Here is a 17,425-nt window from a genome sequence, read left to right on the forward strand (position 1 = left end):
AAGACTGCTTTCAGCGATTAATCAAGCAAAGGAACGGGCAAATTCATCAAGGGCAGCTTTCAGCTTTTCTTCTGTCTCAGAAGAAATTTGGCCCTCGCTTCGAATGGTCGGCATGATGTCGGCATGTTTGGAACGTAGTTCCGCCAAAGCGCCTTCCTCAAATCGACCAACATCGGCCAGCGCAATCCCGTCAAGATAGCCACGCACACCGAGATAAAGAGAGCAAACCTCTTCTTCCACGCTCATGGGCGAAAACTGGGCTTGTTTCAGCAATTCGGTCAATCGCGCACCACGGGCCAGCAAGCGCTGGGTGGAGGCATCAAGATCGGATGCAAACTGGGCGAAGGCTTCCATTTCACGATACTGGGCAAGTTCCAGCTTAATCGAACCCGCAACCTGTTTCATGGCCTTGATCTGGGCGGCAGAACCAACCCGGCTGACCGACAGGCCCACGTTCACCGCAGGACGGATACCCTTATAGAACAGTTCTGTTTCTAAAAAGATCTGGCCATCGGTGATGGAAATCACGTTGGTGGGAATGTATGCCGAAACGTCACCGGCCTGGGTCTCAATCACCGGCAATGCGGTCAAAGAACCAGAACCACTGGCTTCACCCATTTTGGCAGAACGTTCAAGAAGCCGTGAATGAAGATAGAAAACATCACCCGGGAATGCTTCACGCCCTGGTGGGCGACGCAGCAAAAGCGACATCTGGCGATAGGCCACAGCATGTTTTGACAGATCATCATAAACGATGACCGCGTGCATGCCGTTATCACGGAAATATTCACCCATGGTACATGCCGCATAAGGCGCCAAGAACTGAAGCGGAGCGGGCTCTGATGCCGTCGCTGCCACAACGATGGAATATTCCATGGCGCCCTGTTCTTCCAGCGTCTTGACGATCTGGGCAACGGTGGAGCGCTTCTGGCCGATGGCCACGTAAACACAGTAAAGTTTTTTGCTTTCATCATCGCCTGCGTTCAGGCCCTTCTGATTGATGAAGGTATCAATGGCGATGGCTGTTTTACCGGTTTGCCGATCACCAATGATCAGTTCGCGCTGGCCACGGCCAACGGGGATCAGGCTATCGATGGCTTTCAAACCCGTTTGCATGGGCTCGCTCACCGATTGGCGCGGGATAATGCCCGGTGCCTTGACCTCAATCTGATTGCGGGTCGTGGCTTCAATGGGGCCTTTGCCATCAATGGGATTGCCAAGTGCGTCAACAACGCGGCCAAGAAGCCCCTTGCCCACGGGCACATCAACAATGTCGCCCGTACGCTTGACGGTGTCGCCTTCCTTGATGGTTCGGTCATCGCCGAAAATCACGATGCCCACATTGTCGGCCTCGAGGTTCAGCGCCATGCCTTTAATGCCGCCCGGAAATTCAACCATTTCACCGGCCTGCACTTTATCAAGCCCATGGACACGGGCGATGCCGTCCCCCACAGACAAGACTTGGCCAACCTCGGCCACTTCGGCCTCGGTGCCGAAATTGGAAATTTGTTCCTTAAGAATGGCGGAAATTTCTGCCGGCCGGATGTCCATCAACCGATCCCTTTCATGGAAAGCCTAAGTTTTTGAAGTTTCGTTGCAATCGAAGAATCGACCATTTTTGATCCCACTTGCACGATCATGCCGCCGATCAACGACGGGTCAATTTTGTGTTCCAATGTCACTTTGGAGCCAAGCGCATCAGAAAGAGCCTTGGTCACCGCAGCGATATTGGCAGGTTTCATTGTGCTGGCCGATGTCACTGCGGCCGTCACTTCGCCACGGTGCGCTGCCAGGGCCGAAAGAAAGGCCCCAACCACACGATCCAACGCCATGAGACGACGGTTGCGGGCCAACAAGCCAACAAATTTGACGGTAAGTTCATTAAATTCTGCCTTTTCCGCAATGGCGGTCATGGCGCGCACCTGAGCATCCCTGCCAACAACCGGAGAGGCGATCAGGCGGGCGAAATCAGCATTGGTCGCCTCAAGATCACGCAACGCCCGAAGGTCATCTGCTACCTGATCAAGGGCATTGGCGGAATCCGCCAATTCATAAAGGGCACTAGCGTAACGTCCAGCGACGCCGCCCATGTCTTTTGACTGGGATGGCACTCGGATTTTCTCCCAAAACTTTGAATAAGGCCCGGACCAACCGGGTCTTAGCCGAATGTCGGAGCAACGGCCCCAATGCCCCTTGCGAGGCGGGCTTTTGGTAACACACGGCGTGCGGTGTTGCAACCGGGGAAGGCACTAAAAAAGCGCATATAAAGCAGAATCGGAACAAGGGCTTAGCGCGCCCCCGAATTAAGCCCGAATTACCCTGAAAAAAGGCCGAAATTAGAGGCCTAGAGGAAGCTCATGGGGTCAATGTCGACCTGAATGCGCACACCCTTTCCGGGTCGCACAGCGCCAATCCAGGCCTTTAATACCGCTTGCAACACGGTATTGCGGCTGGCTTTGACCAAAAACCGGCGCCGATGTCGGCCGCGCAGCAGCGCCAAAGCCGCCGGGGCCGGGCCCAGAATCTCCACGCCATCTACCTTTGGGCGCCCTCTACCCAACGCCCGCGCCGTTCCATCCACCTCTTTTTCAATGGGGCCTGATATAATGACTGCCGCTAACCGGCCAAAGGGGGGCATATGGGCATATTCGCGCTCGGCCTTTTCTGCTGCCAGAAAAGCCGCGCGATCACCTTCGACCAACGCCGCCATCACATCATGTTCGGGCATATGGGTCTGGATCAAGACCCGCCCGGGCTTTGATCCCCGCCCGGCGCGACCTGCGACCTGGGTCAAAAGCTGATGGGTTCGCTCAGACGCCCGCAAATCACCGCCGCTTAACCCCAAATCCGCATCCACCACGCCCACCAGGGTCAAGTGTGGAAAATGATGCCCTTTGGCAATCACCTGTGTGCCGATCAAAATATCTACCCCACCCGTTGTAATCAGGCTGATCATCTCATCCATGGCGGATGCCCCGGTCATGGTGTCGCTGGCCATGATTCGGTGCCTTGCCGTTGGGAAAAGATTGGCAACCTCTTCTGCGATGCGTTCAACACCGGGGCCGCAGGCAACAAAGCTTTCTTCCGCTTCACACTTTGGGCAGATTTCAGGCAGCCTGGGCGCATGGCCACAATGGTGACAGCTTAGCCTTGCGTTTGAACGATGTTCCACCAGCCAGGCGGAACAATTGGGACATTGCACCCGGTACCCACAGGCCCGGCACAAGGTCAACGGGGCATACCCCCGGCGATTGAGGAACAACAACACCTGTTCCCCCGCCGCCACGGTTTCACCAATGGCTTCAACCAGAGCGGGGGCCAGAAAATGCCCCGATGCGGGACGGTCTTCACGAAGATCAATCAAGGCAACCTCTGGCAAGACGGCATCCCCGATGCGTTCTGGCAATGCCAAAACGTGATACCGATCGCGTTCCACATTGACCACCGTTTCCAACGACGGCGTTGCCGATGCCAGCACCACCGGGATAGACCCAAGGTTGGCGCGCACCACGGCCATGTCCCGGGCGTTATAAAAAACACCGTCTTCTTGTTTGTAAGAACCGTCATGTTCTTCATCGACCACCACCAGCCCAAGATCGGGAAAGGGCAAAAACAAGGCAGACCGCGCACCCACCACAACCTTTGCCGTGCCCTCGGCCACGGCGCGCCAGGTCTTGCGCCGGGTGGCTGGCGACAATTCCGAATGCCACAGTGCAGGGGCCACGCCAAAGCGCGTCTCAAACCTATCAAGCCATTGGTTTGAAAGGGAAATTTCAGGAAGCAACACCAGCGCCTGATGGCCTTGTTTCAAGGCCTGCCCAATGGCTTCAAAATAAACCTCGGTCTTGCCCGAACCGGTTACCCCATCAAGCAGGGTCACCGAAAAGGCATCCGCCAATACCCGTTCGCGCAACACCCCTGCGGCCTGTTCCTGATCCGAGCTGAGCTGAAGCCCAACCTGATCTGGATCGGGAAGCGCAAAGGGCGGGGGGGGCGGTAAATCTGCCGACACCACCGCACCGGCAATTGCCAACCCCTTTATCACCTGGGCAGACGCCCCGGTCTCTGCACGAATATCGGCAAGGGTTCGGGGCGCGCCATCGGGACCATCAGACAATAAATTCAAAACACGCGTTCGCGCAGGCGTCAGGCGAAAGCCATCAGGCTGAGACCAGCCCATTGAGCGTGCATATGCAGTAACGCCCTTTTCAGGGGACAATGCTTTTGGGGCAGACATGGCCATGCGCAGAACCGCACCGGGGGCCGCCACAGAATAATTTGCCACCCAATCAATAAAACGGCGCATGACATCGGGCAGTGGCGGTGCATCCAGAATTTCGATCACATCTTTAAGCCGGGCCGCATTGATGGGCTTTGCATCCTTTTCTGGATCACCTTCTCTAGCATCCCAAACCACGCCAATGCGTTCGCGTTTGCCCAAAGGCACGCGGACAAAACTGCCAGGTTTAGGGGTTTGCCCCATCACCCGGTAATCAAACGCACCGGGCAACGCCAGCGGCAGTAGCACTGGCACCGTTTCTGGGACATCTGAATTATTCAAGGTCATTTCATGTCGATCTGATCTGGCATGGGGTCATTGCATCGGGTACACTTTAGTCATCCTGTCCCGGTCGTGCCAAGAGAACCGACCGGGGCGTCAAAAAATCAATCACGATCAGGTTTAACCAGACATGAAATTTTTTATCGATACCGCTGACATCAATGAAATTCGCGATCTTGTCGCAACCGGTTTGGTTGATGGGGCCACCACCAACCCGTCCCTGATCGCCAAGGCCGGTGGTGATTTCAAGGAAACCATCGCCGAGATTTGCGGCATTGTTGACGGCCCCGTTTCCGCAGAAGTGGCGGCACTGGATAGTAAAACCATGATCGCAGAAGGCCGGTTACTGGCCAAAATTGCATCCAACGTCACCGTCAAGGTACCCCTGACGCCTGATGGGTTGCTCGCCTGTAAAACGCTGAGCGATGAAGGCACCCCGGTCAATGTCACCCTTTGTTTTTCTGCGGGCCAAGCCATCCTTGCCGCCAAAGCCGGGGCCACCTTTGTTTCCCCCTTTGTCGGACGCCTTGATGATATCGGCCTTGATGGCATGGATTTAATTGATGAAATTTGCACCATTTATCAGGCCCAGCCCGCCTTCAAGACCGAAGTTTTGGTGGCATCCATCCGGTCTGTCGGACACATCATCGAAGCGGCCAAAATGGGCGCCGAGGTTGCCACCATCCCGCCAGCCGTACTGCGCCAACTTTACAATCATCCCCTGACCGACAAGGGGTTGGCTGCTTTTATGGCAGACTGGGAAAAAACCGGGCAAAGCGTTCTAGATTAGAGATTATGGATAAATCCACGACAAACCCTTCAGAAATTTCGGATAAACCGGACCCTAAAAAGGCCGAAACGCCCCAACAGCAGGCCACGCCCAGCTATGGCGACATCAAGGCGTTTCTCGGGGCCAACCCCGGTTATCTCGCCAAACATCCTAAAATCCTCGATGCCATTGCGCCCGAACGCCGCCACATCGATGATGACAATATCGCGGATTTCCAAAGCATTCTCATCGATCGCTTGCGGGCAGAAAACGACCAGTTGGCATCTGAACATGCGACACTGATCGCCACATCGCGCGCCAATATGACCACCCAGTCCCGCATCCATGCAGGGGCATTGGCACTGTTGGAAGCGCGCAGCTTTAACGACCTGATTCAGGCCATCACCACAGACCTTGCCGTGAAGCTTGATGTCGATGTCGTCCGGTTGATGGTCGAAGATGAAAACGGCGTTGGCGGCAACAGCATCTCAGGCATCCACATGGTCATGCCGGGCGATATTGATGCCTTGATGCAGGATGACCGCGATATCGTATTGCGCCAAAACATTGAAGGCGAAAAATCTATTTATGGCAGCGCATCCGGTCTGGTGCGCTCCGAAGCCCTGCTCCGGCTTCATGCCAGCCCCGATTCCCCAACGGGCATGCTGGCAATCGGGTCGCGCCACAAGGACCGGTTTGACCCCGGTCAGGGCACCGAGCTTTTGGGCTTCCTTGCCCGCACCCTTGAACTTTGTATTCGCACATGGCTGGGTCTGCCCCGCAAATAACGCCGACCCAATTTTTGACCGCCGATCCAGAATTACGATCGGCCATTGGGTCTTGGTCTGCCTGGCTCGCCCATGAACGCCGCGCGTCCACCCATACCCTGTCCGCCTACAGCCATGATCTTTCTGATTTTCTGGAATTTTTATTTGGCCATCTGGGCGATGGGCTGATCGGGCTTCAAACCCTGAACCTTATCAGCACCCGTGATTTCAGGGCATGGCTGGCGGCCCGGGCGGCACGCGGCATGGCAAAGGCGTCTACGGCACGGGCGTTGTCGACCCTTCGGGGATTTTTCCGTTGGCTGGAACGCAGTGATCTGGTTCACAATCAGGCGCTTAATACGCTCCGGACGCCAAAATTACCAAAAACAGTGCCCAAGGCACTTTCAGAAAACGAAGCCCTTCGCACCATTGTTGCCGCGCGTGAAATGGCCAAAGAACCCTGGGTCGGCAAACGCGATATGGCACTTTTGATCCTGCTATATGGTGCCGGATTGCGCATTGGTGAAGCCCTGTCGCTTAACCACTCGGAAACCCCAAGAGGCCCCAGCATGCGCATCACCGGCAAGGGCGACAAAGAACGCGTGGTCCCGGTCCTGCCGGTGGTGGTAGACGCCATTGCGGATTATCTGGATGCGTGCCCCCATGAATTAGGCCCCGATGACCCCCTGTTTGTGGGCGTGCGCGGCAAACGCCTTCAGGCATCCCCCGTGCAGGCGTTGGTCCGAAAACTACGCAATGCGTTGGGGTTGGCCCAAACCGCAACGCCCCATGCACTGCGCCATTCCTTTGCCACACATCTTTTGGCAGGTGGCGGCGATCTGCGCACCATTCAGGAATTGCTGGGCCATGCGTCCCTGACCACAACCCAGCGCTACACCGCAGTCGACACGGCGCGATTGGCTGAGGTTTATCGCGATGCCCATCCACGGGCACGGCGATAAGGCTTTATTTCTTTTTGCGGAATTTTTTAAACAGGCCGCCTTGTGCAAATTTTGCGGCACGGGCTTCGGCGCTATCAAACATGGCACCGTATTTGGGATAGCGTTTCTTCAACCGTATTTTCAACAATCTGAAACGCGGGTGGGCTTTCGCCAGCAAGATCAGACCCACGCATAAAAACAAAATGCCCTGTAAGATGGGCAGAAACAGGCCAAGCACCCCCAGGACCAGGAACACACAGCCCCCGACCATGAACCAACGGCGTTTTGCAGCCAATGTCATGACAATGATCCCTTCAGGCAAGCATCAAATGAGGATAATTTAGGCGTGAATCGCGCGTCCAGCAACCGCCATCGCCGCTTCTTTGACCGCTTCGTTCAGGCTGGGATGGGCATGGCAGGTGCGCGCGATGTCTTCGGCCGATGCGCCAAATTCCATCGCCAACACCAATTCTGCAATCAAGGTGCCCGCATCCTCACCCACAATATGGACCCCCAAAACCCGGTCCGTTTTGGCATCGGCCAGAATTTTAACAAATCCGTCTGAGGTGCCATTGGCCCGTGCCCGGGAATTGGCCATGAACGGAAACTTGCCCGTGGTGTAAGCCACGGAGGCAGCCTTTAATTCTTCTTCTGATCTGCCAACGGATGCGGCTTCTGGTGCGGTGTAAACCACGCCCGGAATGGCATCATAATTCACATGGGCGGTTTGACCGGCGATGATTTCCGCTGCCGCCATCCCTTCGTCTTCTGCCTTGTGCGCCAACATCGGCCCATCAATGACATCGCCAATGGCATAAATGCCGGCCACATTGGTGGCAAAATTTCCGGTTGTTTTAATGCGCCCGCGGTCATCCATTTCAACGCCCGCTTCTTTCAGGCCCAGCCCATGGGTATAGGGCACGCGGCCAATGGCCACCAAAACCACATCGCAATTGATGTCTTCTTGATCCCCACCCTTGGCGGGTGACACTGTCAGGGTGACGCCCTTGCTGGTGCTTTTTGCAGCCATAACCTTGGTGCCAAGTTTGAAATCCATGCCTTGGGTGCCAAGAATTTTCTGCATGGATTTACCCACTTCTGCATCCATGGTGGGCAGAATGGTGTCGAGAAATTCTATCACCGTAATTTTAGCGCCCAACCGGCCCCAGACCGATGCCATTTCAAGGCCGATAACACCGCCACCAACCACCACCAGATGCTTCGGCACCTTTTTCAAGGCCAGCGCACCAGTGGAAGAAACGATTTTCTTTTCATCAATTTCCACACCGGGCAGGCGGGCCACATCGGAACCCGTTGCGATTAGAATATTTTTGGCGCCATATGTTTCGGGTTTGCCTTTATCAGGGCTGACTGTGACTGATCCCGGTGCGCTCACCGCACCTTTGCCTTTAAGCCAGGTCACCTTGTTTTTCTTGAACAGAAATTCGATGCCCTTGGTCAGGTCGACCACCACCTTGTCTTTATGCTTTTGCATGGCCCCAACATCAATGGCAACGCCACTGGCCTTGATGCCGTGGGGTGCCAGATCCGATTTGGTCTGGGCATAGAGTTCGGAAGAATGCAAAAGCGCCTTGGATGGGATACAGCCAACGTTCAGGCAGGTGCCGCCCAAGGTATCGCGGCGTTCAACACAGGCCGTCTTCAAGCCCAATTGCGCCGCACGGATGGCGGCAACATAGCCGCCCGGGCCGCCGCCAATAACAACAAGATCAAAAGCATCGGGAGTATCAGCCATATCAGACATCCAACAAAATGCGTTCAGGCGCTTCGAGGCAATCTTTCACCCGGCAAAGGAAGGTAACGGCTTCGCGGCCATCGACCATGCGATGATCATAGGAAAGGGCCAAATTCATCATCGGGCGGATCACAACCTCATCATTAATGGCAATGGGCCGTTTGACGATGGAGTGCATGCCTAAAATTCCCGATTGCGGGGGGTTCAGAATGGGCGTCGATAAAAGTGATCCGTAAATGCCGCCATTGGTGATGGTAAACGTGCCCCCGGTCAGGTCATCCATGCCAAGCTTGCCACCTCGGGCACGCACAGCAAGATCAATAATTTCAGCCTCAATTTCGCCAAAACTTTTGAGATCCGCATCGCGCAGCACAGGCACCATCAGGCCCTGTTCGGTGCCCACGGCAACGCCGATATCGTAATGGTTTTTGTAAACGATTTCGTCGCCATCAATTTGTGCATTCACTTCCGGAATTTCTTTCAAGGCAACCACGCACGCCTTCACAAAGAAAGACATGAAGCCAAGCTTTACCCCATGTTTCTTCGTGAACGAATCCTGGACCTGAGAGCGGGTTTTCATAATCACGCTCATGTCTGCTTCGTTGAACGTGGTCAGCATGGCCGCCGTGTTCTGGGCCTCTTTCAGGCGCTCTGCGATGCGTTTGCGCAGACGGGTCATTTTTACCCGTTCTTCACGGGGGCCAGCAGAGGCGGCAACAGAGGCGACAGCTTCGCCTGATGGTGCGGGTGCGGGTGCGGGTACTGGTTCTGCACTCCCATCCATCGCCGCTAAAACATCGCCTTTGGTCAACCGTCCATCCTTGCCTGTGGCTGGGATGGTTGCGGGATCAAGGCCATTGTCATCCACCAGTTTGCGCACAGCTGGTGACAGCCCCATGTCTGCATTGGCAGATGCTGCTTTGGGCGCGGGGGCTGGTGCGGGGGCTGGTTCAGGTGCCTTTTCAGCTTTTGGTTCTTCTTTTGGTTCTGGTGCTGCTTTTTTGGCTGGCGCGCCGCCTTCTTCAATGCTGCCCAAAACAGCACCGACATCAACTTCGGCACCGGCTTCATGAATAATTTCCGATAACACCCCGGCACTTTTTGCATTCACTTCAACCGAAACCTTGTCGGTTTCCAGTTCCACCAGCGGTTCATCCACGGCAATCGCATCACCGGGTGCTTTGAACCATTTGGCAACGGTTGCCTCGGTCACGGATTCACCCAATGCAGGAACGACAATTTGCTGTGTCATTTATTTCACCTTTGCCTTTGCTTTTTTTCCCGCTTTTTTTCCCACTTTTTTTGGAGTCTTGCTGGCTGTTTTGGCCGAGCGAGCACGGGCACGCGTTTTTTCGGTGTTTTCCGGATGCCGTGCACCCGCACGGGCGGCACTGGCACCGGCATCGCCGGTAATGGTCAGGGCGCAATCGATCAAGGCCGCTTGTTCGGCCAGATGGCGTTTCATAAGCCCGGTCGCGGTCGATGCCGATTCAACCCGGCCCGCGTAACCCGGGCGAGTGGCTGTGACATCAAGGGTCGAGAGGATATCTTCGATGCGCCGATCAACAAATGTCCACGCCCCCATATTCCAGGGTTCTTCCTGACACCACACGACATCGGCATTGGGATAGCGCATAAATTCAACGGACAAGGTGCGCACGGGGAAGGGATAAATTTGTTCCACGCGAACAATGGCAATATCATCAATGCCCCGTTCCGCGCGTTCGGCCAGAATGTCGTAATAGATTTTGCCGGTACACAAAACAATGCGGCGCACTTTGTCATCGGCCACCAGTTTTTCCGTTTCACCCAACACCCGGTGGAACGTGGTTCCGGTTTCCATGTCGCTGAGATCAGAAACGCACAATTTATGACGCAGCAATGATTTCGGCGTCATGATAATCAGGGGTTTTCGGAAATTGCGGCGCACCTGGCGGCGCAAGACATGATAATAATTGGCTGGCGTGGTGCAATTGACCACCTGCCAGTTGTCTTCGGCACAAAGTTGCAGATAACGCTCCAACCGCGCCGATGAATGTTCTGGGCCCTGGCCTTCATAGCCATGGGGCAACAGCATCACCAGCCCCGACATGCGCAGCCATTTGCTTTCGCCCGAACACAGGAACTGATCGATGATCACCTGTGCGCCGTTTGCAAAATCGCCAAACTGCGCTTCCCACAGAACAAGGGAATTGGGATCGGTAATGGAATAGCCATATTCAAACCCCAGAACCGATGCTTCAGAGAGTGGGCTATCGATGACTTCAAACGTGGCCTGATCTTCGTCCAGATTGGCCAGCGGAATAAAGCGTTCTTCGGTATTTTGGTCAACCAGAACGGAATGGCGTTGCGAAAAAGTGCCGCGCCCGGAATCCTGGCCCGAAAGACGCACCGATGTGCCTTCCAAAACCAGCGTCCCAAAGGCCAATGCCTCTGCCGTTGACCAATCAACGCCCTTGCCGGTTTCAAACATTTTGGCCTTGGCCTTGAGCTGGCGCTCAATACGGGAATGAACCGCAAGGGTGCCCGGTACGCGCACCAGCCCTTTTGCGACCTTTTTCAGAAAGCTCGGCTGAACGGCGGTTTGACCACGGCGGTCTTCGCCCGATGCAATTTCGAATCCCGTCCATGCGCCTTCCAGCCAATCGGCCTTGTTTGGCTTGAACGAGGTAGATGCTTCAAAATCGACTTCCAGTTCTGCACGGAAAGCCGCAATTTCGGCACTGGATTCTTCTTTTGTCATAACCCCGCTTGCGGCAAGGTGCGCTGCATACAGTTCAACCACCGGGGGATGCTCGGCGATGCGCTGATACATCAAGGGCTGGGTAAAGGAAGGCTCATCCCCTTCGTTATGGCCAAAACGGCGATAACAGAACATGTCGATGACCACGTCTTTTTTAAATTTTGCCCGGTATTCCGTAGCAATTCTGGCAACATGCACTACGGCTTCGGGATCATCGCCATTCACGTGCAGGGTTGGTGCCTGAATGGCCTTTGCCATGTCTGACGGGTAAGGCGAAGACCGGCTGTAATGGGGTGAGGTGGTAAATCCGATTTGATTGTTAACAATCAAATGCACCGTGCCCCCGGATCGATAGCCTTTAAGATCTGATAGCGTAAAGGTTTCGGCCACCGGGCCTTGGCCCGCAAAGGATGCATCGCCATGCATCAAAATTCCCATGACCTGTTCGCGTTCAACATCGCCGCGCTGGGCCTGCTTGGCTCGAACCTTCCCTACCACCACCGGGTCCACTGCTTCTAAATGCGATGGGTTGGCGGCCAGAGACAAATGTAGCTTACGGCCATCAAATTCCCGGTCTGCAGACGTGCCAAGATGATATTTCACATCGCCTGATCCCTGCACATCATCGGGATTGGCAGCACTGCCCTGAAATTCGGAAAAGATCGCCCTAAAGGGTTTTCCCATGATATTCGCCAAAACGTTTAGCCGCCCGCGATGGGGCATGCCAAAGATAATTTCTTCCACACCCAGACGGGACGCCGAATGCATGATTTCCTCCAGGGCCGAAACCATGGCTTCGCCACCATCAACGCCAAAGCGTTTGGTGCCGGTGTGTTTAACGTGAAGGAAATGCTCAAATTCCTGAGCCCGAACCAAATGACTGAAAATTTTACGCTTTTCATCGGCGCTGAAATCCGGCTGGTTTCGCGTACTTTCCACCCGTTCCTGAATCCAGGCTTTTTCATCGGGCGTTTGAATGTGCATGAATTCAACACCGACCTTGCCGCAATACGTGGCCCGAACAATCGCCAAAATTTCACGCAAGGTCGCGGTTTCCAAACCCAACACATGATCAATAAATATATCGCGATCATAATCAGCTTCGCTAAACCCATAGGCTTCGGGGTCCAGTTCGGGATGGGTGCCGTTGTCTTCAATGCCCAAGGGATCAAGATCGGCCATTAAATGCCCGCGCACGCGATAGGCACGGATCAGCATCAAGGCCCGAATGGTATCAAGGGTGGCGTGCCTTACGGCCTCTGCATCCAACGCCGGACCAGAACCAGATGACGGTGACTTTTCCAAAGGGGCCGACAACTGTTCATCGGGCACATCCCGTGTGGTGCGCGGCGCCCAGCTGGCACCTTCGATTTCTTTCAGGGCTTCGGTGGCGTTTTCTTCAAGGCCCGAAAAATAGGCCTGCCAATCGGGATCAACCGACGAAGAATCCTTCAGATATCGGGCGTAAAGGTTTTCAATGAAGGCCGTGTTAGGCCCTGACAGAAAGCTCTGCTGTTCTAGTTTCGATGCCATAACGAAGCGGGTTTTATCCGCCCTTATCTGGTTGTTAACCTAAATTTACAGTTAAAAATACCAGCGGAAGCCTAACAAAACCTTATTTTTTAAAGGCTTGTGCCATTGTGCTGCCAAGGGCGGCGGGCGATTTTGCCACTTTGATCCCAGCCTTTTTCAAGGCTTCGATCTTGTCCTGAGCACCACCGGTACCACCGGAAATAATAGCCCCCGCATGGCCCATACGCCGACCCGGCGGGGCGGTTTGGCCCGCAATGAAGCCCACAACCGGCTTTTTCGTCTTTGATGACTTAATAAAGGCCGCTGCCTCTTCTTCTGCAGACCCACCAATTTCACCAATCATGATGATGCCTTTGGTTTCCTTATCTGCCACAAACATTTCCAGACATTCGACAAAATCAGTGCCATTGACCGGATCACCACCAATACCAATACAGGTGGTTTGGCCAAGGCCCACTGCCGTCGTTTGCGCAACCGCTTCATAAGTAAGGGTGCCAGAGCGTGAAACAATACCGATTTTACCACGGGAATGAATGTGGCCCGGCATGATGCCAATTTTGCATTCACCCGGCGTGATAATCCCCGGACAATTGGGGCCGATCAATCGGGTAGGTGAACCTTCAAGGGCACGCTTTACCCGCACCATATCAAGAACAGGAATGCCTTCGGTGATGCAGATCACCAGAGGAATTTCTGAACCCACGGCTTCTAAAATGGCATCAGCGGCGAATGGCGGGGGCACATAGATAACAGATGCATTTGCACCGGTTTTTTCCACAGCCTCGGCAACTGTATTGTAAACCGGAAGATCAAGATGGCGCGTGCCACCCTTGCCCGGTGTTACCCCACCAACCATTTTGGTGCCGTACGCAATGGCTTGCTCGGAATGAAAGGTGCCTTGGGACCCTGTGAACCCCTGGCAAATAACTTTGGTATTTTTGTCGACCAGAACTGCCATTAGGCTGTCTCTTTTACTTGGGCCACGATCTTCTTCGCAGCATCATCTAGGTTATCGGCGGAAACAATGGAGAGGCCAGATTCGTTCAGAATTTTCTTGCCCAATTCCACATTGGTCCCTTCAAGACGCACCACCAGGGGAACATGCAGGCTAACCTCGCGTGCGGCACTAACCACCCCTTCGGCGATGACGTCGCAGCGCATGATACCGCCAAAAATATTGACCAGAATGCCCTCAACGTTGGGATCAGACAGGATCAGCTTAAATGCCGTGGTGACCCTTTCCCGTGTAGCGCCACCCCCAACATCCAGAAAGTTGGCCGGTGATCCACCGTAAAGTTTAATGATGTCCATGGTTGCCATGGCAAGGCCCGCACCATTGACCATGCAGCCAATATTGCCATCAAGCTTGATGTAATTGAGATCATGCTTTGATGCTTCCAGCTCTGCTGGATCTTCTTCGGCCTCATCGCGCAATTCAGCGACGTTGCCATGGCGGAAGAGTGCGTTGTCATCGAAATTCATTTTTGCATCCAGCGCGATAACATCGCCCGAACCCGTCACCACCAGCGGGTTGATTTCCGCCAGCGAACAATCAAGCCCCATAAAGGCTTCATAAAGCGCCATCATAAATTTGACACCATTGCGAATTTGGTCACCTTCAAGGCCAAGCCCAAAGGCCAGCTCGCGCGCATGATAGGGCTGCATACCGGTGGCTGGATCAATGGCCACCTTGATAATTTTTTCAGGGGTTTTTGCGGCGACCTCTTCGATTTCCATGCCGCCTTCAGTGGACGCCATAACCGTCACCCGAGACGTGACCCGGTCGATCAAAACACCAAGATAAAGTTCGCGGGCAATGTCGCAGCCTTCTTCGACATAGATGCGTTTGACTTCTTTTCCTTCCGGCCCGGTCTGGGGGGTAACAAGCTGCATGCCGAGGATATCTTTGGCCGTCGATGCGACTTCCTTGATGGATTTAACCACCTTGACGCCACCGCCCTTGCCACGGCCACCGGCGTGAATTTGGGCTTTGACGACCCAAACAGACCCTTTGAGGTCGCGGGCGACTTTTTCCGCTTCTTTGACGGTATAGGCAACGCCTCCACGGGGGACTGCAACGCCGTATCCGGCCAGCAGGCCCTTGGCCTGATATTCATGGATGTTCATAACGTATTGCTACTTCCAAATATTTTGAAACAGGCAGCAAAATCACCAACCTGGAAAGGATTTATGGTTAACTTAACACCCGAAACCCTTTAAGCAACCGTTAAACCGGGGCATTTTTGGTCCAAAAAAAGCCGCAAAACCCCTTTTCAAGCAAAGGGGTATGCTAATTATTTCTTTTTCTTGGAAGCCTTCTTTGCCGCAGGCTTCTTTTTGCTCAAAAGCTTGGCAACATCGCGGTTAAGAACCTTCACAGCACTGACGGATTTCTTGAAGGCTGTCTTTTCAGAGGCCGAAAGGGGAATTTCAACGATCTTTTCGACGCCCTTCGCGCCAATAACCGTGGGAACACCAACATAAAGGCCTTTGACCCCATATTCGCCCGAAAGATAGGCCGCACAAGGCAACAACCGCTTTTGGTCATTCAAATAGGCCTCGGCCATCCGAATGGCCGATGATGCGGGGGCATAAAAAGCCGATCCGGTCTTGAGAAGCCCGACAATTTCAGCGCCGCCATCCCGGGTGCGCTGAACGATGTCATTAATACGCTTTTGCGTGGTCCAGCCCATCTTGACCAGATCAGGCAATGGAATGCCACCAACGGCCGAATAGCGCGGCAGGGGCACCATGGTGTCGCCATGGCCACCCAGCACAAAGGCTGTCACGTCTTCGACGGAAACCTTGAATTCTTCGGCCAGGAAAAAGCGGAACCGCGCTGAATCCAGAACCCCGGCCATGCCCACAACGCGCTGGTGGGGCAGGCCCGATGCATCACGAAGCACCGAAACCATGACATCCAAAGGATTGGTGATCACAATCACAAAAGCCTTGGGACAATATTTCTTGATGGCCTTGCCAACAGTGGTGACGATGCTGGAATTGATGCCAAGAAGGTCATCGCGGCTCATGCCCGGCTTGCGGGCCAGACCGGCGGTGACAATCACCACATCGGAATTTTTAATGGACGCGTATGAATTTGCGCCCTTGATAGAAGCATTGAAGCCTTCGACCGGAGCCGATTGAGAAAGATCAAGCGCTTTGCCCTGAGGCATGTCCTTGACCACATCAAACAGGACAATATCGCCCAGTTCCTTGATACCAGCGAGATGAGCCAGAGTACCGCCGATATTGCCGGCGCCAATGAGTGCGATTTTACTGCGAGCCATGATTGCTTCCTTACATGCGGGGGATGGGCCAATAGACGGGCTGGTATTTAGCCCGAATCGTCAACAGGATCAAGGTTTACGGTATTTCGACCACCATCTGGCCGGTGCCTGCCTGCGTTTCGGCCCCCTGATGGGCCAAGGCCAGATCATCAAGGGGATGAACCCCGGCGATGCGGTGGGTAAGCGCACCATCATTTGCGGCACGCATAATGTCATCACAAGCCGCGTTTTTGGCCGCATCGGACATGGTGTAGCAAAAGATAAAATGCATGGACATGTTCCGCGCCCGCCTGGGGCTGACGGTAATGGTGGCCTTGGGTTGGGACGCAGATGCATAGGACGCAATAATGCCCCCTTCGGCCAGAATTTTTTCATTGATGGCCATGTTGCCACCGAATTCAATTTCTGTAACGCGGTCAACCCCGATGCCGTCGGTTGCCGCCAGCACCGCTTCGGCGACATCCTCGAACCGATCAATCACACAATCAGCACCCAGTGCGCTCACGGCATCTCTTTTTTCTGCACTGGAAGCCGCACCGATCACGCGGGCACCGCCCCATTTGGCAAATTGCACACAATAGGCCCCCACCCGAGAGGCAGCCCCTGGCACATAAACCGTCTTGCCCGTAACGGGGCCATCCATGAACACCGCACGGTGGGCCGTCATGGCCGGAATGCCCAAACAAGCCCCGTCATTAAACGATGCGCTTTCGGGCAAAAGGCGCACCTGAAATTGCGGCAAGCTGATATATTCAGCCGCCGTCCCAAACGCGCGGCCATACTGGGCTTCGAACACCCAAACCCGGTCCCCGACCGTAAACCCGGATGTGCCCGCACCAAGCCCGGCAACCACGCCCGCCCCATCGGAATGGGGAATGATCCGGGAAAATCCCATGGGCGCCTTAACATTGCCCCGGCGTTTGTAATCCGATGGGCTGATGCCGGAACTGTGCAGGCGAATTAAAACCTCACCCGCACCCGGTTCCGGGGTTGGCATATCACCAACGTTAATGACGTCCTGTGCAGGGCCAGCGAGTTCATACCATCCAGCGCGCATCAATTTTT

14 protein-coding genes are annotated in these 17,425 nt (G+C 54.6%); 3 read left to right on the top strand and 11 right to left on the bottom strand.

From position 1 onward, the window contains the following. Positions 1-21 precede the first annotated feature (21 nt). The 3 genes from HOJ08_07060 to HOJ08_07070 form a co-directional block, all read right to left on the bottom strand. The gene (locus HOJ08_07060) at positions 22-1,551 is read right to left on the bottom strand and encodes a F0F1 ATP synthase subunit alpha (protein ID MBT5673191.1); all 1,530 of its coding nucleotides are present in this window, start codon (positions 1,549-1,551) and stop codon (positions 22-24) included. After that, a complete protein-coding gene (locus HOJ08_07065; protein MBT5673192.1) occupies positions 1,551-2,090 on the bottom strand; it encodes a F0F1 ATP synthase subunit delta in 540 nt (179 codons plus the stop codon). Before HOJ08_07065 ends, HOJ08_07060 begins: the two co-directional genes overlap by 1 nt. 254 nt (positions 2,091-2,344) lie before the next feature. Then, entirely contained in the window at positions 2,345-4,567 is a 2,223-nt protein-coding gene (locus HOJ08_07070) for a primosomal protein N' (protein ID MBT5673193.1), read from the bottom strand. Between the two features lie 124 nt (positions 4,568-4,691). On the opposite strand from HOJ08_07070, the gene fsa reads away from it, so the two are divergent. The 3 genes from fsa to HOJ08_07085 are packed head-to-tail and all read left to right on the top strand — an operon-like array spanning position 4,692 to position 7,059. After that, entirely contained in the window at positions 4,692-5,351 is a 660-nt protein-coding gene (gene fsa / locus HOJ08_07075) for a fructose-6-phosphate aldolase (protein MBT5673194.1), read from the top strand. A gap of 5 nt (positions 5,352-5,356) precedes the next feature. Further along, positions 5,357-6,118, top strand: coding sequence for a DUF484 family protein (locus tag HOJ08_07080; protein MBT5673195.1), 762 nt, complete (start codon positions 5,357-5,359; stop codon positions 6,116-6,118). Then, entirely contained in the window at positions 6,094-7,059 is a 966-nt protein-coding gene (locus HOJ08_07085; GenBank protein MBT5673196.1) for a tyrosine recombinase XerC, read from the top strand. Before HOJ08_07080 ends, HOJ08_07085 begins: the two co-directional genes overlap by 25 nt. A gap of 4 nt (positions 7,060-7,063) precedes the next feature. On the opposite strand, the gene HOJ08_07090 is transcribed toward HOJ08_07085, so the two are convergent. From HOJ08_07090 to HOJ08_07125, 8 genes are all read right to left on the bottom strand, one after another. Then, positions 7,064-7,339 carry a hypothetical protein gene (locus HOJ08_07090; protein MBT5673197.1) on the bottom strand — a complete coding sequence of 92 codons (276 nt, stop codon included), beginning with the start codon at positions 7,337-7,339 and terminating at the stop codon, positions 7,064-7,066. Between the two features lie 39 nt (positions 7,340-7,378). Then, positions 7,379-8,794 (bottom strand): dihydrolipoyl dehydrogenase, encoded by a 1,416-nt coding sequence (locus tag HOJ08_07095; GenBank protein MBT5673198.1) that lies wholly within the window; start codon positions 8,792-8,794, stop codon positions 7,379-7,381. A 1-nt stretch (position 8,795) separates the two neighbouring features. Then, on the bottom strand, positions 8,796-10,046 hold the full coding sequence (gene odhB / locus HOJ08_07100; protein ID MBT5673199.1) for a 2-oxoglutarate dehydrogenase complex dihydrolipoyllysine-residue succinyltransferase: 1,251 nt from the start codon (positions 10,044-10,046) through the stop codon (positions 8,796-8,798). After that, positions 10,047-13,070 carry a 2-oxoglutarate dehydrogenase E1 component gene (locus HOJ08_07105; protein MBT5673200.1) on the bottom strand — a complete coding sequence of 1,008 codons (3,024 nt, stop codon included), beginning with the start codon at positions 13,068-13,070 and terminating at the stop codon, positions 10,047-10,049. Between the two features lie 82 nt (positions 13,071-13,152). Further along, on the bottom strand, positions 13,153-14,028 hold the full coding sequence (gene sucD, locus HOJ08_07110; protein ID MBT5673201.1) for a succinate--CoA ligase subunit alpha: 876 nt from the start codon (positions 14,026-14,028) through the stop codon (positions 13,153-13,155). Next, entirely contained in the window at positions 14,028-15,197 is a 1,170-nt protein-coding gene (sucC, locus tag HOJ08_07115; GenBank protein ID MBT5673202.1) for an ADP-forming succinate--CoA ligase subunit beta, read from the bottom strand. Before sucC ends, sucD begins: the two co-directional genes overlap by 1 nt. 167 nt (positions 15,198-15,364) lie before the next feature. Beyond that, on the bottom strand, positions 15,365-16,360 hold the full coding sequence (gene mdh / locus HOJ08_07120) for a malate dehydrogenase (GenBank protein MBT5673203.1): 996 nt from the start codon (positions 16,358-16,360) through the stop codon (positions 15,365-15,367). Positions 16,361-16,436: 76 nt separating this feature from the next. Then, on the bottom strand, positions 16,437-17,417 hold the full coding sequence (locus HOJ08_07125) for an NADPH:quinone reductase (GenBank protein MBT5673204.1): 981 nt from the start codon (positions 17,415-17,417) through the stop codon (positions 16,437-16,439). Positions 17,418-17,425 lie beyond the last annotated feature (8 nt).

Source organism: Rhodospirillales bacterium (genome assembly GCA_018666775.1).
Taxonomy (GTDB): domain Bacteria; phylum Pseudomonadota; class Alphaproteobacteria; order SMXQ01; family SMXQ01; genus JABIXC01.

Bases quoted from the DNA above. Each gene is read 5' to 3' on its own strand.
- sucD (MBT5673201.1), bottom strand. From the start codon at position 14,028: ATGGCAGTTCTGGTCGACAAAAATACCAAAGTTATTTGCCAGGGGTTC.
- HOJ08_07090 (MBT5673197.1), bottom strand. From the start codon at position 7,339: ATGACATTGGCTGCAAAACGCCGTTGGTTCATGGTCGGGGGCTGTGTG.
- HOJ08_07065 (MBT5673192.1), bottom strand. From the start codon at position 2,090: ATGGGCGGCGTCGCTGGACGTTACGCTAGTGCCCTTTATGAATTGGCG.
- HOJ08_07060 (MBT5673191.1), bottom strand. From the start codon at position 1,551: ATGGACATCCGGCCGGCAGAAATTTCCGCCATTCTTAAGGAACAAATT.
- HOJ08_07125 (MBT5673204.1), bottom strand. From the start codon at position 17,417: ATGCGCGCTGGATGGTATGAACTCGCTGGCCCTGCACAGGACGTCATT.
- sucC (MBT5673202.1), bottom strand. From the start codon at position 15,197: ATGAACATCCATGAATATCAGGCCAAGGGCCTGCTGGCCGGATACGGC.
- HOJ08_07105 (MBT5673200.1), bottom strand. From the start codon at position 13,070: ATGGCATCGAAACTAGAACAGCAGAGCTTTCTGTCAGGGCCTAACACG.
- HOJ08_07070 (MBT5673193.1), bottom strand. From the start codon at position 4,567: ATGACCTTGAATAATTCAGATGTCCCAGAAACGGTGCCAGTGCTACTG.
- mdh (MBT5673203.1), bottom strand. From the start codon at position 16,360: ATGGCTCGCAGTAAAATCGCACTCATTGGCGCCGGCAATATCGGCGGT.
- HOJ08_07095 (MBT5673198.1), bottom strand. From the start codon at position 8,794: ATGGCTGATACTCCCGATGCTTTTGATCTTGTTGTTATTGGCGGCGGC.
- odhB (MBT5673199.1), bottom strand. From the start codon at position 10,046: ATGACACAGCAAATTGTCGTTCCTGCATTGGGTGAATCCGTGACCGAG.
- fsa (MBT5673194.1), top strand. From the start codon at position 4,692: ATGAAATTTTTTATCGATACCGCTGACATCAATGAAATTCGCGATCTT.
- HOJ08_07085 (MBT5673196.1), top strand. From the start codon at position 6,094: ATGGCTGGGTCTGCCCCGCAAATAACGCCGACCCAATTTTTGACCGCC.
- HOJ08_07080 (MBT5673195.1), top strand. From the start codon at position 5,357: ATGGATAAATCCACGACAAACCCTTCAGAAATTTCGGATAAACCGGAC.